We start from the raw sequence: 23,289 nt of genomic DNA, 5'->3' as shown, positions 1-23,289 counted from the left end.
ATGACGAGGTGGCGCAAGGTGGACGTGAGCAATTTTTCCAATTATGATCTGATTGATCCGGTGCTTCATCGCACGCGGGTGATAAAGCCCGGCAGAAATGTCTGGCGCTCGGCGAAAGCGGAACGCGTTGCGTTCCTGATAGACGGCGAAGACTATTTCCTCCGTCTCGACGACGTGTTGCGTCAGGCGAAAAGATCGATCTTCATCGTCGGCTGGGACTTTAATCCCGACATCCGCTTGCGCCCGCGGGATGAGGGTTCAGAAACGATCGGCACGCTGCTGCGCCGCATGGTCGAGGAGAAGCCGGAACTCGAAATCCGCATTCTCGTCTGGGGCATGGGACCGATCTATTCCGGCAAGAGTTTTCGGATGTTCGGCAAGATTGACTGGGCGGATCATCCGCGCATCGATCTGCGCTTCGACTTCCGCCACCCTTTAAGGGCAAGCCACCACCAGAAGATCGTCGCGATAGACGACAAGACCGCCTTTCTCGGCGGCATTGACCTGACGGCCCGACGCTGGGACGATAGACAGCACACAATCGTCAATCCTGATCGCATCTCGCCGGATGGCACCTCCTATGGCCCTGTCCACGACATGCAAACCATCGTCACCGGTGACATGGCAAAGCTGATCGGCGATGTCGCGCGCCGCCGATGGAGGAAGACTCATGGCGAGGAACTTGCATCCGTTGACGTACCCGGCCCCGCGCCCTGGCCGTCCGATCTCAAGCCAGCACTCACCTATTGCCCGACCGGCCTGGCGCTGACCGAGCCATGGAAGTGGAAAGGCCGCCGCGGTCATCGCGAGGCTATCCGCCTGACCCACGATGCGCTGAAGGCTGCCGAAAAGCATCTCTACATCGAGACACAATATCTCGCCTCCTTCGGCGTCGCCCGAACGCTCGCACGGCGCCTGCGTAAACAGAACGGCCCCGAGATCGTCGTGCTCGTCACCCGCGAATCCCACGGCTTTCTCGAAAAGCTGATGATGGGCCATAACCGCACACGGCTGATCCGCCGGCTGAAACGCGCCGACCGATATGACCGGCTGAGAGTCTTTTATGCGGTGACGCCGGACGAAAAGGGTGGCGAGCGGGAGATTATCGTCCATTCCAAGCTGATCATCGCCGACGACCATTTCGTCCGTGTCGGATCTTCCAACCTCAACAACCGCTCGGAAGGCCTCGATACCGAGAGCGATCTGGCGATGGAACCGCAGGATGCCGCCGGCCGCGCCGCCATTGCGGAACTGCGGATCGATCTGCTTGCCGAACACATGGCGGCCGATCCGGCGCTGGTGCGCCAGCATTTCGAAGAGACCGGCTCGCTGATCCGCACGATCGAGATGCTCAACGTCAACGGCCGACACCTGAAACCCTTCGACGTGGACGTCGAAAAGGGCGAGACCGAATCCATTCCCGGCACCAGCATCATCGATCCGAAACAGCCCTTCTGGCCGATCCCGCAGATTCAGGCCGGTTTCCGCCGCCTCGTCTCGCGCTGCTCACCCCATCGAATGTTTTGAAAAGCTGTCCGGGCGGCGTCGATAATAGGCCTCGCTGGCAAGAAATGTCGGCAGGCCTATCATCAGTGGCACGAAGAAATAGAGAACCCGGAAGGCGACGAGCGCACCGATGATCTTGGCGCCCGGCAGGATGCCGAGCATCGTCGCCTCCAGCACGCCGAGCCCGCCCGGAACATGGCTGATCAATGAAGCGACATTGGCCGTGACGTAAGCACCGGCAACCTCGAAATAGCTGATATCGCCGAACACTGCCATCAACTGGTGGATCGCTGCCGCGACACAGGCGAAATTCAGCGTGCCGATGCCGATCTGCGCGATCGCGAGACCGGGGGACGGCGGATCGAGACGCCATTTGCGGAACCGCACCGGGATCCTGAAGACGCAGACAAGAAGATAAGCAACCGGGCCGGCGAAGCAGGCAAGACCTGCCGCCACTCTCGTCTCCTGACCAATACCGAAAAGATCGGTATCCGGTCCCAGATCTAAAAGCAGAACGATCGCTGCGAGGCTCGAGAGCCCTAGACCGACGGTAATGCCGCAAAAGCCGATGACCTTGGCGATCTCCCCACCCGTCAGCCCCCAGCGAGAATAGAACCGGTAACGCACCGCACCGCTGCTGAGCGCCGCCATGCCGACATTATGACCAATCGACAGAGCACAGAAGGATGCAAGCGCCGCCTGCCTCCAGACGAGTGGTCTTTTGACATAGCGGACCGCAAGCGTGTCGAAGCCGGTGAGGCATAGATAGGATGCCGCGACGAAGATCAGTGCAGCGCCAAGCCTGTCGAGAGGGATCGCTTGCGCCGCATCCGCCACTTCATCGAACGTATAGCGACCAAGGCTGCGATAGACGAGAAAGGCGGCAATGCAGACAGCAGCAAGGACACCCAGTTGTAAAATATGCTTCCTGCCGATCATCATGCCTCCTGCCTTCTTACAGGTGGGGAACGAAAACGCGCGACAGGTGTTCCCAGCCCTATGCAATCACCACCCGCCAGATCGCCGGCTTTCCGTCGCCTGAAACTTCTGACCTATAATGTGCACAGTTGTATCGGCACCGATCGCCGGCTTGCGCCGGAGCGCGTTGCCGAAGTAATCGCCGCGGCGCAACCGGATATCATCGGCCTGCAGGAACTCGATGTCGGACGGAGACGAACCGGCGGTATCGATCAGGCCCACACGATCGCCGAAATCCTCAAGATGAAGCATCATTTCCACGCTGCCCTCGATGTCGAGGAAGAACGCTACGGCGATGCGATCCTGACTGCCCTGCCGGCGGAACTGGTCAAGGCAGGTCCTCTGCCTTCGGTGGGGGAACAGCGTGGCGCAATCTGGATCGAAGTCGAGGTCGGTGAAACGCGCCTGCAGGTCATCAATACCCATCTGGGCCTCAGACGCATCGACCGGATGCGTCAGGCGGAAATCCTGCTCGGTCCGGAATGGCTGGGCAGTGACCGTATGTCCGACCAGCCGGTCGTTATGCTCGGCGACTTCAACTCGATCCCCTCCAGCCCGCCCTATAAACGGCTCGCCGGTGCCTTAACGGATGTACGCACCCATATGGCCGGGCAATTGCGCCCGACCTTCCCATCACGCTTTCCGCTGCTAAGGCTCGACCACATATTTGCATCGAAGGAAGTTTCGGTGACAGGGGTAGAGGTCATTGCCAACCCTCTCGCAAGGCTCGCTTCGGACCATCTGCCGCTTCTGGCGACAATCGAAATCTAGTGCAGCAGCTTCTGAAGCCGTCGCGCCTGTTTCAGGAACTGCGTAACTGCCCGATCGTCCGGCGGCTCGCTGGTTGAAGAAACCCGGGCGACGCGGACGGAATGTGCACCAATCTCGCCGAGCCGCTTCAGCACCAACTGGAGAATGGATGCCTCAATCCCATGATCGACGATCACCACGTGTTTTCCGGCATGATCGTGGAAGGGGCCATCATTATCGCCGAGATACATGACGTGGCGGCGTTCGAGATCCGACAGCTGTCGTTGGCGCTCGGTATTGAGATAACCCGGAGGCACATGCGACGCGCGCGCCAGATCCTCATCGATCACGACCTGCGGCACCTCGAAATCGAGAACCGCGCCGATCGTCTTTTCGGGGTGACCCGGCGCAGGAATTCGCCCGACAAGCAGAAGGTCCAGCTCGCAACCGAGACGCTGCGCGGCATCAAAGGCAAGATCGACGCTTTCGGGAGAAAGTGCCACAAGCACGATATGCTCAAGAGAAAGCGCCGAAAGCTGGTCAGCCAGCTCGCGTCCCGCCAGGTTACGCCCGGTAAGACCGGATGGATGGGGCTCAGCCTGCATGAAATTCCTCCTCCCAGAGTTTTTCGTACTTTCAAGGACAAAGCAGTAACATCAGCCGATTGTTCCGACAGCATAACACGAAACGGGATCTAGCTGCGAGAAAGGACGACCAGATATCGTGCTGACAACGGGCCACGGTTCGAGAAAGCGCAATCGCTGGGAGGGCCGAGCAGAAGGCAATCGCCCGCTTTCAGTTCATGTTCGACACCGCCTTCGGAAAAATCGAGACACCCTTCGAGTATCCAGATCTGTTGCTGCTGAAAGGCGAAGGCTGAGGCCGGATAGGTGATGTAGGCACCTGCAGGTAGCCGGACTTCTATCAGCTCTGCCCGCGCACCGGCGGGTGAAATCGCTCTTCTGAGATAACCCGTCTCGGGATCCGTCCAGATCGATTGCCTTTCCGAAAGGCTCAACCTTTCAGTGACCTTTTCGGCCGATGCGATCAGAACCGACAGCGGCACGCCGAAAGCACCGGAAAGCCGGCCGAGCACTGTTGCAGTCGGGCTCGCTTCCCGGCGCTCGATCTTGCTGATCATTGCCTTTGATACGCCCGATCGCTGGGCGAGATCGGCAAGCGACCATTTGCGCGCCTCCCTCTCCCGCTTAAGCATGAAAGCTATCGCGTCCGCAGGATCACGCTCCATTTCAACAACGCTCCATGCATCTAAACCGTCTCAGATAGTAGACATTCAGTTCATATAGGAGACAAGCAATTTCCGCAACGAGAGGACAAGACCACCGAGTTGCTGCTATACGGAAATTACTCAGTCGTATAATAACGGCAGGATCGGCAGCAAGAAAAAGAGCGTGAGGACGATATGGCACCAGCCCGCCGCTCCTATACCCGCGCCAGCGAGGCTGAGCGCCGCGAAGACCTGATCCTGGCGACGCTCGATTGCATAGCGGAAGTCGGCATTCAGGGTGCCACGGTGCGCCAGATCGCCAACCGCGCCGGTGTGACGGCTGGCCTCATCCGGCATTACTTCACCGGCAAGGACCAGATGCTGGAGGCGGCATACCGCGCCGTGATGAACGGCATGACACAGACCGCGATTGAGGCCGCCCGCGAGGACGAGGCGCCAGGGGCACGGCTTCGCCGTTTCATCATCGCCAACCTGACGCCGCCTGTAACCGACAGCCGAACACTATCGCTCTGGGCCGCCTTCATCAGCCACATCCAGATAGACCCGAGTTTTGCCGCCATTCACCGAGATAACTATCTCGCGTTTTTGCGGGAAGTCGAAACACTTCTGTCGGCATTCTTCGATGAGCGAGGCACCGCGCTTTCGCCAAAACAATGCCGCAGCTTTGCGATCTCGCTAAACGCGCTGATCGATGGATTGTGGCTGGAAGGCACGCTTGCAGCCGATCTGTTTGACGAACACGAACTCGCCGATGCGGCGCTTGCCTCCGTCGAGGCGCTGTTGAGATTGACCCCGGGCGAACTGGCCTCGGAAAAGTAAGGAAGCCACGCATGCGTTATGCCTCGATCACTGACCGCCTTGCCCATCTCGGCTCCGGCCGCTGGGCCCTGCATCTCACCGCCCGGCGGATGAAGGCGGAAGGTGAGGAGATCATCGAACTGACGATCGGAGAGCCGGATGTGGCGCCCGACACCGCACTGCTGGATGAGGCCGCGCGTGCCATGTATGCCGGGCGAACGCGTTATTCCAACGGCCGCGGCGAACCGGCAGTGCTGACAGCACTGGTCGAAAAATATTCGAAGCGCCGCAAGGGCGTAACTGAAAAGAATTTCCTCTGCTTCCCCGGCACCCAGACAGCACTTTACGGCGTGATGACCGGCCTTGTGGAATCAGGCGACGGCGTGCTGGTCGGCGATCCGCTTTATGCGACCTATGAAGGCGTGATCGCCTCGACCGGCGCCCACATGATCCCGGTGCCGCTGCGGCCCGAGAAGAAATTCCACCTTCAGGCCGAGGATCTCGAACGCGCCATCACCCCGGAAGCCCGCGTGCTGCTCCTGAACACGCCGCATAACCCGACCGGCGCCGTGCTGACCAAAGCCGAGATCGCCGCGATCGGTGAAGTCTGCCGCAGCCGAGATCTCTGGATCATCTCTGACGAAGTGTATGAACAGCTGATCTTCGACGGCACCGAATTCGCCTCGCCCTTCGACTTGCCGGAACTGGCAGAGCGGACGATTGCCGTCTCCTCCATCTCGAAATCCCATGCCACACCCGGCTTCCGCTCCGGCTGGGCGGCCGGTCCGGAGGAATTCTGCGAACGGCTTCTGCCGGTCTCCGAGACCATGCTCTTCGGCGTGCAGCCCTTCATCTCCGATATGACGGCGCTGGCGCTTTCCAGGCATTTCGACACCGCCGACGTGATGCGCCAGAATTACGCCCGCCGCGCCGCAATCGTCGAAAAGGCCTTTGCCGGCAGCAATCTCGTAAAACCAATGCCTCCCGAAGGCGGCATGTTCATCCTGCTCGACGTGACGGCAACGGGCCTCAACGGCGAGGAATTCGCCTGGGAACTGCTACGCGAGGAAAAGGTCGCGGTTATGCCGGGCACTTCCTTCGGCGATCAGGCCGCAGGTTTTCTGCGCATCTCGTTGACCGTGCCGGAAGACGTGCTGGAAACCGCGATGAAGCGGATCGGCGAACTGGCCGGACGCATCGTTGCGCATAAGGAAGCGCCGCTGCATATCCGCTGATCGAAACCTGATGGCGGCGGGCGCCTCACAGTTTGCCCGCCAGCCATAAGATGCAGATGATCGCTCCGCCGATTGCCATGAATGAAGACAGGATTGTCATCAGGATCAGGGGGACGAGATAGAGCGCCGGTACATGCGGCGAGACTTCCAGCTGGAAACTCTCCCGTATCGTCTCCGGATTGACGCAGGTGATCTCTAAATCACCGGGCGTGGGGCATTCGAATGCTCCCAGCGGAAACGATTTGCGACCGCTCATATCCGTGCGCTCGGTTCGAAACAGCGAACGGCCATAGGAGCGATAGTCAAGCTCGACACCTGACGGCTGCTGCGTGATAGAAAAGCGGGCCGAAAAATAGGAAACCCCGGTGATGAACGTCATTGCCGGAATGACGACGCTGACCACGTACCGCCCGGCGATCGGCAGGTTCATGCGGTACCGCGTGCTTCCTGCCGGGAAGCGATATTTCACCTTCGGCGAAATGATCTTCCACAGTCTCGCAATGCAGCGGACGAGCAGATAAATCCCCGCCACCGCAAAAAGTGGCGAAGCAGCACCAATGAAAACCGGATTCGTCATGCGGCAAGGTTAGCGCAGTGAGGCGCACATTTCCAACAGAAGCGCCGATCTAACGCCTGTTCCGGCCATCACGTCAAACCGTGTCAGCCCGCATCACCGGCATCGGCGACACGCTCGTCGCGCTCGACAGCATCGGCCCCGACGCCGCATGCCTTGCGGGCCTTGTTGAGTTCGATACTCTCTGCGCTCGGTCTTGTCTTGAACATGGCCTCGCCGGTGCCGCAACTGCGGGCGACATTGGGCTGGCTGCTGCCGAAGCGGGTGGCTTCTTCCGATGTGCTTCCACGGGTCATCATGTCCTCCTCCAGGCTAATGCGATAACACCGCAGGCCGGCAGAGGGTTCCATTGTCGGCCGCACGGCATGCGCCAATACTCCCGCGGATGCCACGCGGGAGTTTTTGCAGACTGTCCGGCGGCTGCGGCTTGTCTTACTTCCACAAGCCATGGCGTTTCGCGAAAGTCTCGAACAGCGCCAGATGCGGAAGATCCTTGCCATTTTCGATCAGCCCATGCCCGCCGACTTCGAAGAGATGCAGTTCGGTCGGCGTCTTTTGGGCGCGCAGGGCGTTAAACAGGATCAGGCTGTTTTCCGGCGCAACGGCCGGGTCGTCACCCGCATGGGCAAGGAAGGTTGGTGGCATGTCGGCGGGAAGGTTGAATTCCAGCGAGATCTTGCGCTTCTCCTCATCCGTACCGCCCTTGGGGAACATGTTCTTGACCGAGGTCTCATGCGCATAGGGCGCCATCATGGTCATCACGGGGAAGAACATGCCGGTGACGAGCGGCTTGGTCGGGAGCTTGTCGGCCTCATCGACCGGCGCATAGGTTTCGCGGCCGAAGCTTTCCGTCAGCCAGCCGGCCAGATGCCCGCCTGCAGAGAAACCGGCAACGCCGACGCGGGCGGGATCGATGCCGAATTCCTTGGCGCGGTGGCGGATCAACCGGATTGCGCGCTGGGCATCCTGCAGCGGCGCTTCCGGGCCCGCAGCCCAACCGTCATGCGGCAGGCGGTAGGTCATGATGAAGACCGTCGAGCCCAGGCTGGCAAAGATCTTGTCGATACTGCTGCCGGAACGGGTCACCGCGACACGCGTATAGCTGCCGCCGGGAATCATCAGGATTGCCGAGCCATCCGGCTTGGCTGGCCGCTGTACCATCAGGATCGGATTGGTGACATGCATGGCGGCCGTATCGTTCGGATCACCATCCTTCGGATTGCGCAGGATCCACTCCTCCTTCGCCGCCACTCCCGCGCTGCCCGGAACCTTGCCCTCCGGCCAGATCGGAAAACTTTCGAGCTGCGGCAGAAGCGGAAGCTTCATCCCCTGCGGTATCTCACCCGGCTTTCCCGCAACAGCAACCGGCGTTGTGCCGGAATTCTGTGCAAGTGCGGCGACCGGCAAAAGCGCAGAGGCTGCGACGGCGGTGAGAAGCTGACGGCGATCCAATAAGGCTGGCATGATGATGATTACTCCCTTTCACATGACTCCTGATGTGCAGCCTAGGGAGTAGCCGGATTGTGACAAGCGGCCGACATGCCGCAGGGCCGCAGTAAAGCCCATGCCGCGACACTGTGTCGGAGGCCAAAGTGATTGCTGTCAAATATCGGGAAAGGTCTTAAGGGGCGAGCTTTCCGCCCTGCTCCGGCCTGTCGCTCTCCTCCTCCGGCGGCTCCCAGCCAAAAACGCTGCGGCCGCCCCATTCATGCGAATGGCGAAACTCGCCGGCGATGATTTCCTTGAAATCCGGACCGGTGACGTAGCGTTCGAGGCTCCGCGCCTGGTCGTCTAGGCGACGCAAAGCCTGCAGCTCTTCTTCGCGGCCGAGCCTTGCCTTGCCGACGGCGGATTTCATAACCCTGATCGTCTCGTCATAGACTTTAAGCGGCACCGGAAACGGATGCCGGTCCTTGCCGCCATGGGCGAGTGAGAAACGCGCAGGATCGGAAAAACGGCAGGGCGCGCCATGCACGACTTCCGCCACCATGGCGAGCGCCGAAACGGTGCGGGCGCCGACACCGGGCGTCATCAGCAGATCCTCGAAATCCTTCGGCCCACGATCGGCAGCGGCGGCGAGCGTACCGTGAAGGCGTCGCATGTTGACATCCTCTTCGCGGACATCGTGATGCTCCGGCATGATCAGATGCGGCAACATCGGCTGCGCTGAGGGTTTCCTCATCCGCGAGGGATCGAGCGAAATGACTTCGCGGACTATTCTGTCCGGCCCGAGCGAGGCAAGCAGATCGAGCTGGCCGCTGCGCGAGGCAAGCGCCCGGTGATCCGCCAGATTGACGATCTCGCCCTGCCCTCTGCCTTCGATGGCCGCATGGGGTGAATCGAGAAAGCTCTTCAACCCCTCCGAATGCCAGTGATAGCGCCGCGCCTGTCGCCGCGCATCGTTCATGCCCTGCTGCACAACCACCCATTTGCCGTCATCGGTGACGATGAAACCGTGCAGATAAAGATCGAACCCGTCCTGCACGGCGGCACTGTCCACCTTGGCGACGAGCTTGCTGGTCTGGGCGAGGGCTCCGCCGTCGATGCCGACGCGATTGCCGATGGCGATCAGCTCCTCCGGCGTCTGGCGCGAGTTCTTGCCGCGCCCGCCGCAGACATGGATGCCGAGTTCGCCGGATAAAGGCGTGAGCCCGCGCTTCAACGCACCGATGACGCTGGTGGTGATCCCTGACGAGTGCCAGTCCATACCCATCACGGCGCCGAAGGACTGGAACCAGAAGGGATGCGCCATCCGCGCCAGGAGTTCGTCACGGCCGTAGTGGATGACGATTGCTTCGGTGATGATAGCACCGAGCCGGGTCATGCGTTCGCCGAGCCACCGGGGAACCCGGCCGCTGTGAAGCGGAAGATCGGCACTGCCTGAACGTTGAGCCATGCCCCGTTATAGGCGCGCCGTGCCGATTACGACAGCGAAAAGTTCTTCAAACGTTCCGTCAGTCGACTGATCGTTTCGACGTCCGCATTGGCAAAAGCAAAGCGCAGATAATTCTGCTGGCCCTCGCCGAAATAGACTCCGGGAATGCAGGTGACGCCGGCACGTTTGGCCAGTTTTTCGGCAACCTCCGCAGAACCGACACCCGCGAAGGGATGACGGACGAAGGCAAAATAGGCACCGATCGCATCGAGCTTCCAATCCGGAAGCTGCTGCATGACAGCCTTCAATGCCTCGGCGCGGCGGCCGATTTCCTGCCGGTTTTCCTCACGCCATCCGGCGAGCAGCGGCAATGCTGCGGCAACGGCGCCCTGGGCAGCACGCGGCGCGCAGATCTGCAGGTTGTCCATGATCTTGGCGACCTGCCCGATCACCGCTTCGCTCGCCGTGATCGCACCGAGGCGGTGGCCGGGAATGCAGAATGATTTCGAGAAACTGTAGAGGCTGATCAGCGTCTCTTCCCAGCCTGCGAGATTGAACAGGCCGTGCGGCTTCTGGCCCGCCTCGGGAAGGAAATCGCGATAGGTTTCGTCGAGGATCAGCCAGATGCCTTTCTGCCGGCAGAGCTTGAAGATCGTCTCGAGCAGCGCCGGCGGATAGATCGCACCGGTCGGATTGTTGGGCGAAACGAGCGCGAGCGCCCTTACCTCGGGTGTAATCGCAGCCTCGATCGCAGAAACCTCCGGCAGAAACCCGTCTTCGGCCTTGCAGGCGACGAAGGCAGTCTTGATGCCCATCATCGCCAAGGTGGTTTCGTGGTTGAAATAGAAGGGTTCGGTCATCAGCACCGTATTGCCGGGACCTGCCACCGTCATCGCGGCGCAGACAAAGGCCTGGTTACAGCCGGAAGTGACATGCGTATTGGCAGCCGCGAGCGGAGCCCCATAGACATCGGCGACATGCGCACCATAGGCGTCACGCAGCGATTGGTCGCCTTCGATCGGACCATAACCGGTATAGGTGATGGACGAAGCCGTCTCGCCGAGCAGCCGCAGCATCTCGGGATGCGCCGGATAACCGGGCACGGCCTGCGAAAGATCGATCAGCGGCCCTTTCGCGCCATCATAGGCGCGGCCCCATGCGGCAACCGAAGGAACGGGCGGAAGCGAAAGCTTGTCGACGAGCGGATTGAAGCGGGAATTTGAGGCGAGCATGATGTTCCGGAGAAGATTTTAAAAGACAGGCAATTGAATTGCTCCTTTTCTTCATCAGATTATCCGATGACGCAAGCGGAACCGCATTGAACATCGCCTCCGGCACCCACGAGAGAACCGCAAATGGCCGACGACACCCCGGCACAGCAAGATTCCAAGCTGACCATCACCAAGCGCAAATGGGCCGATGAAGGAAAATTCCTCACCGGCCACCATGCCCGGCCGGAAACCGACAGGCTGCCGCCCGGCCAGCATCTGGTGAAAAACTGGCCGGTGCTTGATCTCGGTCAGCAGCCAAGCATTTCCACGGCTCAATGGAAACTTGAGGTCCACGGCTTCGTCAACAATCCTGTGACGCTCGACTGGGCCGCATTCCGGGCCCTGCCGCAGTCGGACATGCTCTCCGATATCCACTGCGTGACCACATGGTCGCGCTACGACAACAACTGGAAGGGTGTCTCCACCCGCGATTTCCTCGATCTCGTCGATCCGAGGGAGGAGGCTCATTCGGTGATGCTGACGAGCTACGACGGCTACACGACGAACCTTCTGCTTTCGGACTTTTCCTCGCCCGATGCGATCATCGTCACCGACTGGGAAGGCGCGCCGCTGACGGAAGAACACGGCGGCCCCGTGCGCCTCGTCGTGCCGCATCTCTATTTCTGGAAAAGCGCCAAATGGCTGAAAAGGATAGATTTCAACGGCATGGATCATGCCGGCTTCTGGGAGAAAAACGGCTATCACATGCGCGGTGATCCGTGGGCGGAAGAGCGGTATTCGGAGGATTGAAAGCCGGTCGCGTTATGGCATCAGAGGATGCAGTCGCGACGTCTCAGCAGATTGCAATTTTCACGAGAGCCATTACAGATCAACACCATAGATAGTTCAGTCTATTTCCAGAAAGCTATTTATGCGCCTGATTGTGGTTTTCCTCCTGAGCCTGTTTGTCGCGGGCTGCAGTCCCCTGTCCAAACGTATAGGAACCGTACTGGTCAGAACCGACGCGAATGGCAAAATGGCATCCGTATCCATGCGGGATTCAACGGGCAATCCCAAAGCCGATGCACGGTACATGCAGTATGCGCGAACGACATTTCCTTCTCGGATGCCGAATGCCAAACCCAATACGGGATACACCTATCCAGTCCACGGAGATCCCAGCGTCACTTCGGGAAATGTCATTGCCTGGCGCCAGCTAGGGAGATGAGAACCGCGGAAATCTATGCTGCCATCTACGGACTGGTTTTTCCGCCTTAAGTCGCGTGAACAAGCCCTTATTTCCTGCTCGCTCGACATATCGCATTTCACGCATGACATTCACCCTGCTTCCGGTTTAAAACGAAGAGGACTTCCAATTCGGAGGCTCCTCCATTCAAACCAGTGACTTGATGCCAAGCGTCAGGTGACGATCGCGCAGGAGCATGACTTTGGCCTCGGCCACGCCGGAAAATGCAGATCAGACACCGCCGAAACTGCGTGCGGATGCACGCCGCAATCGCGACAAGCTGATTGAAATCGCCGCTCAGGCCTTTGCCGACAATGGTGTAGAGACCTCGCTGGAACATATCGCCCGCAAGGCCGGTGTCGGCATCGGCACGCTTTACAGGCATTTTCCGACACGCGAACATTTGGTCGAGGTCGTTTATCGGCGAGAGCTGCAGAATCTGGCGGATGCGGCTGACGAACTGTCGCGCACCGAATCCGCAGACATCGCGCTCGAACAATGGATGCGCCGCTTCGTCAATTACATGGCGACCAAGCGCGGCATGGCGAGCAGCCTGAAGATCATCGCCAGCTCCAACTCCACCATGTTCGCCGAAGGTTTCGGGCGGATCCGCTCATCCTTCGACAAGCTTTTGACGGCCGCGCAGGAACAGAACCTCATTCGCAAGGATATAGGGCAGTCGGACCTGATGCACGCCATGTCCAGCATCTATTCCATCCCCGACACGCCCGAATGGCGCGACAGCGCCAATCGCCTAATCGGCCTCCTGATGGACGGATTGCGCGTTCAGCGCTGAACCATAATCGAGATACAAAAACGGCCCGGAAAACCGGGCCGCTTCTCTTTGATGGAGATCGTCGCGCCGTTATTCGGCGGCGACTTCCTTGTAGTCCCGGTAATAGGACAGGTAGTTGCTGCGCAGACGCTCCGGCGCACCCGGATCCGCATATTTGTGCAGTTCGGAAAGATCCGTCTTGTTGAGGATGACGCCGATCGTCTTCGCCGCGATCTGCGGTTCCGACTGCAGCACGCTCTGCACCGCCTTCGCCGGCGTCGCGCCCCATTCGGTGACGAACACGAAGGCATCCGCGTAAGGCTCGAACGCCTTGGCATCGATAACCGGGATAAGCGGCGCAAGGTCGACGACAATAACGTCAAACGTGTCCTTGATGCTTTCCAGGAACTGGCTCATGCCGCTGGAAGCCAGAAGCTCGCTCGTATGGGTAACCTGACGGCCACGCGTCGTCATCGGCAGGATGGTGAGGCGCGAACGGCGGTCGACACGGGCAACGCTGGTCCACGACGTCTTGTTGAGGATCACGTCGACAAGGCCGACTTCCGGTTCGCTTGCCAGCATCTTCGAAAGACCCGGATTGCGAAGGTCGGCGTCAATGACCAGTGTACGAGCGCCGCTCGATGCGATCAGGCCGGCAAAGTTTGCGGCGACCGTCGACTTACCCTCGCCCGGCAGGCAGGAAACGACACCGATGACGGCGCATTTCTTGCCCTGAAGCACGATATCGCAGGCAAGCTTGGTGTTGCGCAGCGTTTCGGCGAACTGCGAACGCGGAGCCTCGACCGCAACACGCATCATGCGGCGGAAGGAGATCGGATCGCCAACCGGTTGGTTGGCGGCTTCGCCCTGTTCCGGCACAGCGCTCGGCTTCGGCGCGTCTTCACGTGCGGCACCGGCAATGCGCGGCAGGTAGCCGAGGAAGCGCATGCCGAGCTTCTGCTGCACGTCTTCGCCGGTGCGGAAGAAGCGTTCACGCAGTTCCAGAACGGCGGCGGCGGCACAGCCGATCAAAAGACCGAGAATGACCGACAACGCTATGGTCAGCGTCTTGCGCGGGCTGGACGGCGAGACAGGCACACCGGCATCGGAAATCACGCGCGCCTTGGCGATCGGCAGGGACTGCTGTTGCGAGGCCTGTTCGAAACGCTGCAGGTAGGACTCGTAAAGCGTTCTGAGGGCCGAGGCCTTCTGTTCCAGCTCCTGCAGCTGAACCATGTTCACATTGGCATCGGAATTGTTGCCTGCGACGCGCTGGATATTTTCCCGCATCGATTCCACGCGCGACTGGGACACGTCCAGCTCGTTCTTGAAGCTGCCCGTCAGCTGCTGCAATTCGCGGAACATCTGGTTGGTCACGTCCTGCTTCTCGGCCTTCATCGCAATCGCCTGCGGATGATCGGCGCCGAACTGCTGGATGATCGCCTGTTCGCGATCGTTGATGCCGATATAGCGCTTGCGCAGATCCTGCATCACGGTGTTGTCGGTGTCGCGGTTGGAGACGACCGCATTGTGCACGGCCGCTTCCGGCCCCTTTTCGATGATTGCCTTGTACTGATTGTAGCGGGCGGCGGCGGTTGCCGCATCAGCCTGAGCCACGATCAACTGGCTGTTCAAATCGGAGAGCTGCTGCGCTGACAGAAGTTCGCCGCGCGGGGAAATCAGCCCTTTGTCGCGCTTGAACTGTTCGACGGCAAGCGACGCCTGCTGCGAACGGGTATTCAGATCGTTCAGACGTTCCTGCAGCCAGATGCTGGCGCGTTCGGTAGCGTCGAAATTGGCGTTGAGCTGTTCCGTCAGATAGGATTCGGCATAGGTCCTGGTGATCTGCGCCGAGAGAAGCTTGTCCGGCGAGCGCACGGAAACAGCGATGACCGAGCTGCGACCGACGCGTTCGACGGTCAGCCACTGCTGGATGATCGCGGCGGCCTTTTCACGGCGACCTGCTGCGATCTGCTCTTCGGTCAAGGCCGGAGCATCGGCGGAAAAGATCGATGTGACACCGCGCAGCATGCCCTTCACAAGATCGACAGGCGACTTTGGGGGGGCGACGATCAAGGCATTCTGGTCGAGCTTCGCCTTGTCAACGACGCTGAGTGCCAGTTCCTTCGACTTCAGGATTTCCACAGCACTGGACATGCGGTTGTCGAGCATCTGCGCGGACTGATTGTCCGACGCGTTTTCTTCCGCGTAACGGGACAGATTGTCGTCCATGAGAATATTCGTCATCGACGTATACATCGGCTGGGCAAAAACCAGATAAAGCCCGGCCAGAACGACCATTGCAGCAACGCAGGCACCGATCACACCCAACCGGCGCATGGCCGCAGACCACAGCTTGTCGAGGTCGATGAACGTGTCGTGGTCTTTCGGTTCCGGGGGAAATATAGTCATCGGTCGAAAGTTTGCCTGATCCATTGTGTCATCCGCTCTGGGGAAAATAGTGCAGGAAAGGCGAATGTCTCGCCTTTCCCATAATCATTATGCGTCAAGCCGCGCGTACCTTGGTCGCATGCGCATCCAGCAGTTCCTGGATCGTTACTGCCAGATCGCCGCTCATGTCGGCACGCATCATCGCGAAGGCGACGTTTGCCTCGATGAAGCCGCGCTTGGATCCGCAGTCGAATGTACGTCCCTGGTAAGGATGCGCATGGAACGGCTGAACCTTCAACAGTTTCTGCATGCTGTCGGTCAGCTGGATCTCGTTGCCGGCGCCGCGCTCCTGGCTTTCGAGAAGCTCGAAGATCTGCGGCTGCAGAATATAACGACCATTAAGGTAATAGTTCGACGGCGCATCGGCCGGCTTCGGCTTTTCCACCATGCCGGTGACCTGGAAACCATGGCGAACGTCCTGACCGATGGCCACCACGCCATAGCTCGACGTCTCTTCCGGCGCGCACTGCTCGACCGCAAACACGTTACCGCCGACTTCCTCGTAAAGGTCCATCAGGCCGGACATGCAGCCACGAGCACCATAGGAAACCATGTCGGGCAGAAGCAGCGCGAACGGTTCGTCGCCGACCAACTCACGGGCGCACCAGACCGCGTGGCCGAGACCGAGCGGCACCTGCTGGCGCGTATAGCTGACGGTACCGGCGAGCGGCAGCATCTTTTCCAACTGCGCGACCTGCACGGTCTTGCCTGAGCGGGTGAGGCTGGCGATCAGTTCGGGATTGCTGTCGAAATAGTCTTCAATGGCAGTCTTGTTGCGGCTGGTGACGAAAATGATGTTTTCGATGCCCGCCTGCATGGCTTCATCAACGGCATATTGCACGACCGGACGGTCGACGATCGTCAGCATTTCCTTCGGCATGGCCTTCGTCGCGGGCAGGAAGCGGGTTCCGTTGCCTGCGACAGGGATAACTGCCTTACGAACTGGTCTTTTCAAGTTCATTCCTAGTCCTTTCCAGGGGGCATACACGCCCGATTGATCGGATTTCAGTTGACACCGGCCGCCTTGGCGAACCGGCGCATGCGAACAGCGATAGGCATACGGAAGTGTTTTAACGCTCCCGGGGCTTTCAACGCGGTTTTGAGGAACCCACCGAGCGACTTGGCCTTGACCTCGTCGACGAGGGTGAGAAACGAGCGGGCTTCGATGATGCTGTGCGTACGGCGACGCTGCGCCGCCATCTCGGCCGGGCCGAGGGAGAAGCGCGCCATGAACCGGCGGTCGCCTTCCAGCATGTCATCAAGGTGCTGATGCTTGAGCACGCGGGAGATGGACCCCTGCATGAGATAATAGACATAACCCGGATTAGGATCCGTGGCGCAACGCCCACCGCCTGCCAGAACAGAGGCGAACAGGATGTAATCCTCGCCGATCCTCAAGCCTTCGTCGAAACCGAGATCATGCGCCAGCAGATAGGCGCGATCGAAGATCGGTTTCATATAGCCGTAGTTGAAGGTCGTCTTGAAGATCAGGTTGGAATCGATGAACTCCGCAAGCGTGATCTCCGGCTTCTCTCTCAAATGCCGCTTGTCGAACATCGTCTTGGCCTGACCGCCTTCGATCGGGACGACATCGACATTATCGACCACCATCTGTGAATCGAGCGCCGCCGCCCGCTGCAGCATCGAAAGCGAGCGTTCCGGATAAACAGCATCGTCTGAATCGAGCGTCGCGACGAAGCGGCCGGTCGCAGCGGCGATACCGGTGTTACGCGCCCTGCCCGGCCCACCATTTTGCGGCTGGCGGATCAGTCGCACGCGCGGATCGGTATAGCTTTCGGCAAGCGCCACCGTCCCGTCGGTCGAACAGTCGTCGACGACGATCACCTCGACGGTGACGCCGACCTGCGCCAGCGCGCTGTCGATCGCCCGTGCAAGCGTCTCTTCCGCATTATAGGCAGCAATGATGAAGCTGATATCGGGTATCCCGCTATCCATGTTCACGCAGCCTCCGGGGTGCCGTATTGGCGGATTTCACGAACGCCGAGCATGCCCATCACGGCGCCGACATGCAGCGCGCCACGTAGCGCATAACGGTTGCGCCTCACTGGCATAAGCGTGAAGGCGGCGGCGACCGCACCACAATAACCGGCCTTTGTGGCAGCGATGAGAGCCTTGGGAAAACGCTTCACACCACCGCTCTTCGCCGCAACGATCCGGCCATGGGTCTGGCCGGAACGGAAACGACGCTTGGCAAGCCACAGGAAGCTGGCGCGACTTGTCGGCACCGGTTCCAGCACCAAGGCATCCTCGGCGAACTCGATCCGTCCGCCGCTTTCCGTCAGCTGCGAGAAGAAATGCGTGTCCTCGCCACCGCTCTGGCCGAGCGCCAGCGCGAAACGGCGGCCGGCAACGAGCGGCGAACGCATGTCGAGCAGCGTGTTGCAGGTGTAACCGGTGATGATCCGGCCCTCGACCCAGACCGGCATGGTCGAGTGGAAATCGCCATTGCGCATCCAGGCGGCACTGTCGTCGCCATAAAGCGCACGCACCGGGCCGAGCACGGCTTCCGCGCCGGTCTGGCGTGCCTTTTCATAAAGGGCTGCCAGCCATCCCGGCGTCGCCGTCTCGTCGTCGTCGATGAAGGCGAGAAGATCCGCATCGGCCGAGGTGAGGCAGGCATTGCGGGCAATCGAGATATTCGACTTCGGGCAATGGACATAGGCGATCGGGAACGGAGAGTGCTGACGCAGGCTCTCCACCAGATCGCTCGCACTCGGCACCGCATCATTGTCGGCCACGATCAGGCGCAGCGAAACGCCTGCCGGAACGGTCAGCTTGAACAGCGATTCCAGCGTGTCCCTCAGCGCCGGACGCCGATAGGTGCAGATGCCGATGTCGATTTTTGTCACGGTGAGATCAGCCGTCATGCGACCTTCTTTCGTCGAATACGAAGCAATTCCATCCAGAATCCGGCCGACCAGGCGAGATGCATGATCATTGCGGGAATGGTGGCCAGGAGTGCGATCGAGTTTCGCTGGCCGATCGCCATGTAGGCACCGTAAGCTATGCAGGCGATCATCCAGACGGCGACCGGAACGGCAGCCCACCAGTAAAGCAAGGCGAGAACCGCACCGGCAACCACGGGCGCGACCGCAAGCGGGATCGCCTGGCGGATTTTCGGGATGGAGCGATGCTTCAAGAGGTTCTTGGCCCGGCCCCGGCCATAACCGAGATACTGGCGGAAGAGTGCAGAAGCGCTGGAACGCGGGTAATAGGTCATGAAGGTCTCGCCCGTCATCCAGATGCGGAAACCGGCATTCCTGAGCCGGAAGTCCAGCTCGGCATCCTCGTTATGGCTGAAACTCTCGTCATAACCGCCGACCTGACGGTAAGCAGCAATCCGCATCAGCGCGTGGTGACCATGATCGACCCACTCGCCGCCGCCGCCGGCACGGTGCTTGGAGCCGCCATTGCCGAGTTTTGAATTCTGCGCGATTGCGGCGGCCTGCTGGAAGGCGCCGAAACCGACCGTTTCCATGCCGACCACGACTGAATCCGCCTGGTGTACGACCGCTTCGTCGATCAGCGCCTGGCAATAATTGTCAGGATAGTCGCCATGGGCATCGATGCGGATGAGGTAATCGCGACCGTCACCGTAGGTCTGGATAGCAAGGTTCATCGCAGCGCTCTGGATGCGCTTGGGATTGTCGAGAAGCACGAGATCGGGAATTTCGCCGATCATGCGACGCACGATATCCGTCGTGCCGTCACGGCTGCCGCCATCGGCAACGACGATCAGCATGTCGGTTTCGCCGCGCTGGAGGGCAAACTTGCGCAACAGCGCCTCGATCGTCTTTGCCTCGTTGAGGCATGGGATGACGAGGAGAACACGCGGATTGGACGGGATTTCAAAATGCTGGTTCGACATGTCGGAACCGGGAACGCTACTCACTACCATATTCCACCTCACGACTGCATGGTTGACGCAGCCTGCATTTCAGCAGGAGAGCGTAAATCGGGTTTTAACGATGCCAGTTTTGCAACCAGCGCACGGCAATCGGCCGGGCCGGTAATCCATTGGCCACGCTCGACGGCGGCGATGCGGGCAAATTGCTCGGCGTAGATTTCGGGTGTCATCTGAGAGAAGATCGCTTCCAATGCATCAGGGGTTGCCGCATCGATCGTCACACCGATCTCGCGGCGGGCGAGAAAGCGGCCGGTCTCGGTCGACTTGAGGGCGATCGGCACCGCGCCATAAAGCCCGCCTTCGTAAAGACGGTTCGGCAGCAGCCATTCGGAATTCAGACCTTCCTCGAAGAAATCGATCGCCCAGTTGAACTGCACCTCGTCATAGATGCGGGCAAGATCCTCCGGGTTCCGGTAGGCACCGTGGAACGTGACAAACGGCGCATCGGCAACGAGGCGGTCGAAGTCATTAAATTCGCTATAGGCGGGCCGGCCGCGCAGCACGATCTCGACCTTGCCGTCCATGCGGCGGGCGAAATCGGTGAGGATCGAAAGCGACTTGGCGCAACGGATTGCCCCGAACCAGCCGATCCGCCACGGCTCACCTGTCTTGGGTGGCCGTGGTGTGGGCTGAAGCGGCAAGCTATCCGGATCAAGTGCAAAAACCTTATTCTCCAGCAGCAGAACCGGCAGCGAGAGCCCCGATTTCGGCTTGAAGAAATTCTCGACAAAGGCCGGGGAACTGGTGATCAGCAGCTTCGCGCGACGGCCGAAATGGCGCTGGAATGCGCGCACGAGACGCCCCTTCCAGCCTTCATCGAGCAGCAGGCGATGGATATCGAGGCATTCGTAGACGACCGGCAGATCGCGACCAAAAGACCGCGCCGCCTGCCCCGCCAGCGCCAGCGTTTCGAGATTGCGAGCGATGATGACATCCGGCCGCGCGATCCCTGCAAGCCTGCCCTTCAGCCCGGCGCTCGCCTTTATGATCGCACCGATGCGTTGTGCGAACTTTCCGTCCGAGGTCTCGCCCAGCACGACGGTGCGGACACCCGGCTCGCCCTCGAGCAGGTTGCGCCCTCTGGTAAAGCCCGCAACCGTCACGGCCGCGCCCCCGGCTTTCAGGGTCAGCACGCGCCGCCTGATGGCCGCATCGGCCAGATCATGGGCGAGATAGAGAACGTTTATGCTCAAACGGGCATGCTCCTGTGCTGAAATATTCAACGCAATATGACAAGCGACGAAATGGATACGGTTCAGTCGAGATTGCAGGCGACGGATTCGGGAAACTGGCACGCATCCCCAGGAGCCGTGAAGGAAACCCGGTCGATCACCATGGAAGATTGCCCCTGATAGGAGAAGCGGCCCATCCAGTCCTTCAGCGTGTCGGTACCCCACAGGCTGAGCATGATCTTCTGGTCATTGGTCGGAATTTTCGAAGGATCGGTCACTTCATGAACGAGCTTGCCGTTGAGGAAGTAACGCAGCCGGTCCTTTTCCCAGACGAAAGCGTAGTCGTTGAACCCCTGGTCGGCACCGCCATCAACCGGAATGAGCTTCTCGTTGCCGCCCTTGCCGTTGATATACTGGTTGACCTGAACCTGGTTGGTGTTCTTGCCGAGCACCTCGAAGTCGATCTCGTCCCAGGGCTTCTTGTCGGTCGGGCCGATATAGGTGAAGAAGGCCGAGTTGAGGCCCGAGCCCGTCGCCGCCTTCATACGCACTTCATAGGTGCCGTAAAGGTAACGCGACTTGGTCTGCACTTCGCCGCAGAGAAACTTGCGGTCCTTCGACTGGCCTTCGGAAAAATTCAGCGTCAGCGTGCCGCCCGCGGTATCGATCTGCTTTCGCGACCATGTGCAGTTCTGGTGCGAGCCGTTGGCCCAGCCATCCGCGACATACCAAAAGGACCGGTCGAAACTGTCGAAGTTTTCGACGAAGGACTTGTTGTTCAAGGTGCCCTGCGCCGAAGCCGGCATGGCGACGGACAGGATCGAGAGGCCCAGAGTGGAAATGGCGGCCGCGATTTTGCGTGCGATGGTCGTCATGGTTTCACCTGCGCTGCTGTGACAGTTTCGGTTCCATCGGGTGGGAGGACCCGACGGGACGGTTCGAAGTCGCTTTCGCGAGTTTTTCCTTGCGCCCGCGGCTACCGGTCAGAAGCTGGTAAACCGGCGGGACTATCCGCATGATGACGGCGTTGCTGATCACCAGGATGACAAGCGAGACGACAACCGAGCCGAAATAGAAGATCGGATAGGCTTCCGGCGAACCGACGCGGTTCCAGACCATCCACAGAAGCACCAGCACCGGATAGTGGGCGCAGAAGATCCAGAAGCTCAGGCTGCCGGTTGCAGCCAGCCTCTTGCCGATCCGGGTCTCGATCGCAAGCGCCGAGATCATCCAGACGCCGAAGGCGCCGACGATCGAAAGAATATTGCGGGCGAGATCGACACCCCAGGGATAAGCAGGCTGGCTGAGAAAGATCGCCAGCGACAATGCGAAGGCCGCAAGAAGCGTGGCGATAGAGCCCGGCCATGCGAAACGGTCCAGCGCCTTGAGATCTGCAGCACGCAAGCCCAGAAACATGCCGAGAGCGAAGCTGAACAGGATCGAGCGCTTGATGACGATGGCGAAGCTGAGGTCCGGAATGACGGCGAGAACGAACAGGATCGCAAGCGTCGGGATCGCCGCGCGTCGCAGCAGGAACAAAAGGACCGGCGACAGCAGGATGCAGACGAACAGATCGCGCAGGAAATAGAGCGGCACATTGGCCGGCAGGTCTTCGAGCGCAAAGGCATAGGTCAGCACGTCACGGAACGAAGCCGTGATGTCAGGGAAATAACCGACGCCGATACCGACCCGCTGCAGGCCGAGGATCGCCAGGAACAGGCCGAGGTTCCAGATCAGGAACGGCACGAGCACCGTCATCGCCTTGGAACGGACTACCTTGCCATAGTCGAAGGATGCCGCGCCTTTGCGCAGCAGAAGATAACCCGAAATCATGCTGAGGCACGGCACGCCGATACGGAACAGGCTATCGCCAAGAAACACACTCAGCCAGTTGAACCAGCCGGTCTCGGCAATCACCACGTCAGCAGCCGGATCATGCGGCACATGCACGAAGACAATGCCGCAGATCAGCAGGATACGCATCAAATTGATACGCGAGGATATGTTCTGATCAACAGTCAAACCAGTCACCCCTTTTGGGCAGCGCCTCCCGTCACCGCCATTTCAATCAGAGCAGACTTCAGCCCGCGTGAGTGAGAAGCATCACGGTAAGTTTCGGGTAAAATGTGGCAGCGCAGCAAATTTGGCAGGTGCGAAATCTAGCAGTGGCAGGGGCTTCGGCACCCGAGGCTTGTCTTTTGTCACGCTGAAAGCACTGGCAGATATGGGGTTTACAACCCTGGCTAATATAAAAATGCTGCGCCGCAACATGATATAAAATGGAAAAAACAATCACATTTTCTCGCGTGATCGTGCGCCGCGCGTGAGGCACCGACGCAAACCGTGGCAAATTGAGGCGAAAAAGTGGCGATGATGAGGCGCAGCTATTGATATGCCTGATTCGTTTTCGTCACGCTCCCCGTCGACCTTCGGCTGTTCTTAAGCTTGGTGAGGGGAATGATTGCGATACGAAAAACGGCCGGGGCATCTGCCTCCGGCCGTTTTTCTAGGAAAATTTAGAGCTTCATTTACCCTCGCGGG

The 23,289-nt window shown here is 59.8% G+C and carries 22 protein-coding genes; 6 read left to right on the top strand and 16 right to left on the bottom strand.

The annotated features are described in order from the left end of the window. Window positions 1–18: 18 nt before the first annotated feature. Window positions 19–1,527, top strand: a complete 1,509-nt coding sequence (locus tag GGE33_RS01025; protein WP_343062174.1) for a phospholipase D-like domain-containing protein — start codon at window positions 19–21, stop codon at window positions 1,525–1,527. Here the strand turns inward: GGE33_RS01025 and GGE33_RS01020 are convergent. Beyond that, window positions 1,507–2,448 carry a putative bifunctional lysylphosphatidylglycerol flippase/synthetase gene (locus GGE33_RS01020; protein ID WP_246435673.1) on the bottom strand — a complete coding sequence of 314 codons (942 nt, stop codon included), beginning with the start codon at window positions 2,446–2,448 and terminating at the stop codon, window positions 1,507–1,509. The genes GGE33_RS01025 and GGE33_RS01020 overlap by 21 nt on opposite strands. A 57-nt stretch (window positions 2,449–2,505) precedes the next feature. Between GGE33_RS01020 and GGE33_RS01015 the strand changes: the two genes are divergently transcribed. Further along, entirely contained in the window at window positions 2,506–3,255 is a 750-nt protein-coding gene (locus GGE33_RS01015; RefSeq protein ID WP_183820911.1) for an endonuclease/exonuclease/phosphatase family protein, read from the top strand. Here the strand turns inward: GGE33_RS01015 and GGE33_RS01010 are convergent. Both GGE33_RS01010 and GGE33_RS01005 read right to left on the bottom strand, forming a co-directional pair. Then, entirely contained in the window at window positions 3,252–3,839 is a 588-nt protein-coding gene (locus tag GGE33_RS01010) for a phosphoribosyltransferase (RefSeq protein WP_183820910.1), read from the bottom strand. The genes GGE33_RS01015 and GGE33_RS01010 overlap by 4 nt on opposite strands. Window positions 3,840–3,928: 89 nt before the next feature. Then, complete coding sequence (locus tag GGE33_RS01005) at window positions 3,929–4,483, bottom strand: helix-turn-helix domain-containing protein (RefSeq protein WP_183820909.1); 555 nt, start codon at window positions 4,481–4,483, stop codon at window positions 3,929–3,931. A gap of 174 nt (window positions 4,484–4,657) precedes the next feature. On the opposite strand from GGE33_RS01005, the gene GGE33_RS01000 reads away from it, so the two are divergent. Both GGE33_RS01000 and GGE33_RS00995 read left to right on the top strand, forming a co-directional pair. Next, window positions 4,658–5,302 (top strand): TetR family transcriptional regulator C-terminal domain-containing protein, encoded by a 645-nt coding sequence (locus tag GGE33_RS01000; RefSeq protein ID WP_183820908.1) that lies wholly within the window; start codon window positions 4,658–4,660, stop codon window positions 5,300–5,302. Window positions 5,303–5,313: 11 nt separating this feature from the next. After that, on the top strand, window positions 5,314–6,516 hold the full coding sequence (locus GGE33_RS00995; RefSeq protein ID WP_183820907.1) for a pyridoxal phosphate-dependent aminotransferase: 1,203 nt from the start codon (window positions 5,314–5,316) through the stop codon (window positions 6,514–6,516). A gap of 25 nt (window positions 6,517–6,541) precedes the next feature. On the opposite strand, the gene GGE33_RS00990 is transcribed toward GGE33_RS00995, so the two are convergent. The 5 genes from GGE33_RS00990 to GGE33_RS00970 form a co-directional block, all read right to left on the bottom strand. Beyond that, window positions 6,542–7,093, bottom strand: coding sequence for a hypothetical protein (locus tag GGE33_RS00990; RefSeq protein WP_183820906.1), 552 nt, complete (start codon window positions 7,091–7,093; stop codon window positions 6,542–6,544). Window positions 7,094–7,176: 83 nt separating this feature from the next. Continuing rightward, window positions 7,177–7,389, bottom strand: coding sequence for a hypothetical protein (locus GGE33_RS00985; protein ID WP_183833732.1), 213 nt, complete (start codon window positions 7,387–7,389; stop codon window positions 7,177–7,179). Between the two features lie 133 nt (window positions 7,390–7,522). After that, window positions 7,523–8,554, bottom strand: a complete 1,032-nt coding sequence (locus GGE33_RS00980; RefSeq protein WP_183820904.1) for an alpha/beta hydrolase — start codon at window positions 8,552–8,554, stop codon at window positions 7,523–7,525. A gap of 157 nt (window positions 8,555–8,711) precedes the next feature. Next, on the bottom strand, window positions 8,712–9,986 hold the full coding sequence (locus GGE33_RS00975) for a DUF763 domain-containing protein (RefSeq protein WP_183820903.1): 1,275 nt from the start codon (window positions 9,984–9,986) through the stop codon (window positions 8,712–8,714). 26 nt (window positions 9,987–10,012) lie between these two features. Further along, window positions 10,013–11,197 carry an aminotransferase gene (locus tag GGE33_RS00970; RefSeq protein ID WP_183820902.1) on the bottom strand — a complete coding sequence of 395 codons (1,185 nt, stop codon included), beginning with the start codon at window positions 11,195–11,197 and terminating at the stop codon, window positions 10,013–10,015. 123 nt (window positions 11,198–11,320) lie between these two features. Here GGE33_RS00970 and GGE33_RS00965 point away from each other — a divergent pair, with 123 nt between their 5' ends. Beyond that, the gene (locus tag GGE33_RS00965) at window positions 11,321–11,986 is read left to right on the top strand and encodes a sulfite oxidase-like oxidoreductase (RefSeq protein ID WP_183820901.1); all 666 of its coding nucleotides are present in this window, start codon (window positions 11,321–11,323) and stop codon (window positions 11,984–11,986) included. A 638-nt stretch (window positions 11,987–12,624) separates the two neighbouring features. Beyond that, a complete protein-coding gene (locus GGE33_RS00960; RefSeq protein WP_394353636.1) occupies window positions 12,625–13,218 on the top strand; it encodes a TetR/AcrR family transcriptional regulator in 594 nt (197 codons plus the stop codon). Window positions 13,219–13,287: 69 nt separating this feature from the next. Here GGE33_RS00960 and GGE33_RS00955 read toward each other — a convergent pair whose 3' ends face one another. From GGE33_RS00955 to GGE33_RS00920, 8 genes are all read right to left on the bottom strand, one after another. Then, window positions 13,288–15,633, bottom strand: coding sequence for a polysaccharide biosynthesis tyrosine autokinase (locus GGE33_RS00955; protein WP_183820900.1), 2,346 nt, complete (start codon window positions 15,631–15,633; stop codon window positions 13,288–13,290). A 70-nt stretch (window positions 15,634–15,703) separates the two neighbouring features. Continuing rightward, window positions 15,704–16,609 (bottom strand): UTP--glucose-1-phosphate uridylyltransferase, encoded by a 906-nt coding sequence (locus tag GGE33_RS00950; protein ID WP_148143057.1) that lies wholly within the window; start codon window positions 16,607–16,609, stop codon window positions 15,704–15,706. 44 nt (window positions 16,610–16,653) lie between these two features. Further along, the gene (locus GGE33_RS00945; protein ID WP_183822218.1) at window positions 16,654–17,604 is read right to left on the bottom strand and encodes a glycosyltransferase family 2 protein; all 951 of its coding nucleotides are present in this window, start codon (window positions 17,602–17,604) and stop codon (window positions 16,654–16,656) included. A gap of 2 nt (window positions 17,605–17,606) precedes the next feature. Then, window positions 17,607–18,536 carry a glycosyltransferase family 2 protein gene (locus GGE33_RS00940; RefSeq protein ID WP_183820899.1) on the bottom strand — a complete coding sequence of 310 codons (930 nt, stop codon included), beginning with the start codon at window positions 18,534–18,536 and terminating at the stop codon, window positions 17,607–17,609. Further along, window positions 18,533–19,537: a glycosyltransferase family 2 protein gene (locus GGE33_RS00935; protein WP_183822216.1), complete on the bottom strand. Its 1,005-nt coding sequence runs from the start codon at window positions 19,535–19,537 to the stop codon at window positions 18,533–18,535. Before GGE33_RS00935 ends, GGE33_RS00940 begins: the two co-directional genes overlap by 4 nt. 38 nt (window positions 19,538–19,575) lie before the next feature. Further along, a complete protein-coding gene (locus GGE33_RS00930; protein ID WP_183820898.1) occupies window positions 19,576–20,769 on the bottom strand; it encodes a glycosyltransferase in 1,194 nt (397 codons plus the stop codon). Window positions 20,770–20,831: 62 nt separating this feature from the next. Then, window positions 20,832–21,623 (bottom strand): endo-1,3-1,4-beta-glycanase ExoK, encoded by a 792-nt coding sequence (gene exoK, locus GGE33_RS00925; protein WP_183820897.1) that lies wholly within the window; start codon window positions 21,621–21,623, stop codon window positions 20,832–20,834. Window positions 21,624–21,627: 4 nt separating this feature from the next. Next, entirely contained in the window at window positions 21,628–22,779 is a 1,152-nt protein-coding gene (locus tag GGE33_RS00920; RefSeq protein WP_343062173.1) for an acyltransferase family protein, read from the bottom strand. Between the last annotated feature and the right edge of the window lie 510 nt (window positions 22,780–23,289).

Source organism: Aliirhizobium cellulosilyticum, assembly GCF_014198105.1.
Taxonomy (GTDB): Bacteria; Pseudomonadota; Alphaproteobacteria; order Rhizobiales; family Rhizobiaceae; genus Neorhizobium; species Neorhizobium cellulosilyticum.
Note: the sequence above shows the minus strand (reverse complement) of the source record. Positions and strands in the feature narration are given on the sequence as shown.